The sequence below is a fragment of the Ilyobacter sp. genome, assembly GCF_041583315.1.
Taxonomy (GTDB): domain Bacteria; phylum Fusobacteriota; class Fusobacteriia; order Fusobacteriales; family Fusobacteriaceae; genus Ilyobacter.
Genome location: NZ_JBFHGC010000407.1, coordinates 1 through 2,661 on the forward strand (window position 1 = coordinate 1; position 2,661 = coordinate 2,661).

Here is a 2,661-nt window from a genome sequence, read left to right on the forward strand (position 1 = left end):
CATTGCATGGGAAAAAGTAATTATAAAAGTTATTAAGAATATAAATTTTTTCATAATATTTGACCTCCTTTTTGAAAATATAACCAGCATTAGCGACAGGTTATCGCTGAAAGATTTGTATAGTTTTAAAACTATCTGAATAAGAATTATATTTGTTAATTTATGAATAAATCATTCTCATATGTTAATAATTTTATTTTAGCTTGCGACAATTCCTTTTTTTATATTCTGATAGATATATTTTATTTGTTTTTATTCCTGTATTTATACTAAAAAAACCTCCGATTTAAAGTGAAATTCCACTGAAAATAGGAGGTTTAAGTAAATTTTAAAATCATTTTATTGATTCATTTTGTCTAAAGAATTAATCCATAAATAATAGTAGAAATTAAGGTTAGGGTAAATCCTATTGCAGATTCATAGGGTATCAATTTAAATCTTTCCTTCAGAGAGGTATTTGTACAACTTGCTGTTGTATGGAAAAAGGATCCGTGGGGTAAATGGTCGAAGACTGTTGCTCCGGCATGTACCATTGCTGCTCCGTAAAGAGCTTTTATTCCAGATCCAATAATTATGGTGGCAAATGTGGCTGATGCAACAGTAGTGGCTGCAGTAGTAGAAGCTGTAGCTGCAGACATGAACACTCCGGAAATCGGCGCAAGAATAAACTCAGGGAGATCTGTCTTATTCAATATATCAATAGTCAGATCTTTAATGGTGGAGTTTTTAATTATACCTGAAACAGTACCGGTTCCCAATAAAAGTATAGCTACATCTGTCATTTTAGATAGTCCATACTGAATATAGTCTTTAAAATGTGACTGTTTCCCCATGGCAAGACACCCAATGGCTCCTCCCAATGGCAGTGCTACTAAAGGATCAACATAAATACCAGTCACAGGACCCAGTGCTAAAAGAATTATTGTAACGACTGGTCCAACTATTGCTGTAGAAAACAGAGGGAGATTTTTTTCAAGTTCCTTTTCGTCTGTTTCATAAACAAGCTCTCCATTTTTTATTAAGGCTTTGGCCAAGATACATGTAGCGATAACCCCAAATATTGCTGGGATAATATTTGCAGCCATTAAAGAGGAGAGCTCTATTCCAAAATTTTGTGAAGCTGCGATTGTATTAGAATTTGGAGAGATTATATTTCCTGACTTTCCTCCTCCGATCATTGCCAAAAGTACTGATAACCTTGAAAGATTCAATCGTTTTGCAATAGTTATAGCGATTGGAGATACTGTGATTACCGCCACGCTTATAAAAACTCCTACAGCTGTAAGAATCATTGTGGCAAGGGTTAGAGCAAGCAAAGCTCTCTTGGCTCCGAGTTTAGCTATAATTGTTTCTGCTATTTGTGATGCGGCTCCAGATTCTATTAATACTCCTGCCAGGACTCCTGCAGTAAGAATTCTTAGAATAGCCGGAGTTATTCCCATTGCTCCTTCTACCATTAATGAAACTGTATGAGGGAGAGATGCTCCACCTACAATTCCACCTGTAAAAGCACCTAAAATGAGGCTGTATACAGGATTATTTTTCTTTATTATTAAGATTATAGATAAGGCTAATCCTATCATCGCTCCAAATGCTGAGACTTGCATATCTCTCCCCTCCTTCAAAAATTATTTGAATTTTTAATATTATAAATTCCACTGATAACCACTAATTTTTTAAATCAAAATAAATTTCAAAAAAATAAAGTGGTGCAGTCAAAATGATACACCACAATTTTAATACATTTGTTCCATTTACTGCAACAACTCTTTATAAATTTCTATTATATCTTCTTTGCTGGGCTTATGATAAGTATTTGAAGGACTGCCGCTATTTAGAGCATCTTCTGCCATTTTGTCTATTTGAGACAAAAATTCTTCTCTGTTGATTCCTAGGTCTAAAATTTTAGGGATTTTAATATCGGCACAGAGTTTTTTTACTTCTTTTACTCCCAAGGCTGCCAATTCATCGTCAGACAGATTGCTATCGTCTATTCCCATAGCCCTTGCCACTTCTGCAAATCTATCTATTTTACCACCAATTGCAAATTCCATACAGTTTCCTAATAAAATTGCATTTGAGACACCATGGGAAACATGAAACAGTGCCCCTATAGGCCTAGACATTCCGTGAACCAGAGTTACAGAAGAATTATTGATTACCATCCCCGCCTCCATTGCGGCTATCATCATCTGGCTACGAGCCTCTTTATTTTCTCCATCATTGAAGGCCGTTCTCAGATTCTTTGAAATTCTTTTGATTGCAGAAAGTGCGAGGTTGTCGGTTAATGGTTGATTTTTTACAGAAGTATAGCCCTCTATAGCATGAGTCAGTGCATCGATACCTGTAGCAGCAGTTACACCAGGCGGAACAGTCAAAGTCAAAGAAGGATCCACAATAGCAACTTCCGGAATCAGGTAAGGACTTCCGATAAGCATTTTTACGTCAGTTGCAGTGTCTGTAATAATTGTAAATTTAGTGGCTTCAGAACCTGTTCCAGATGTTGTAGGTATAGCTGCCAAAGGAGGCATGGGATTTATAACTTTACCCAATCCCATATAATCACTTATTTTTCCAGGGTTGGTTGCCATTAAACCTATGGCTTTAGCTGCATCAATGGGACTCCCTCCCCCTATAGCAATTAAAAAGTCACATTTTTCA

2 protein-coding genes are annotated in these 2,661 nt (G+C 36.0%); both read right to left on the minus strand.

The window, feature by feature from the left end; genetic code table 11:
* Nucleotides 1-356: 356 nt before the first annotated feature.
* Complete coding sequence (locus ABZA26_RS12125) at nt 357-1,607, minus strand: GntP family permease (RefSeq protein ID WP_372714775.1); 1,251 nt, start codon at nt 1,605-1,607, stop codon at nt 357-359.
* 147 nt (nt 1,608-1,754) lie between these two features.
* Nucleotides 1,755-2,661 (minus strand): iron-containing alcohol dehydrogenase (locus ABZA26_RS12130; RefSeq protein WP_372714776.1); only part of this gene is annotated, 907 nt, incomplete at its 5' end.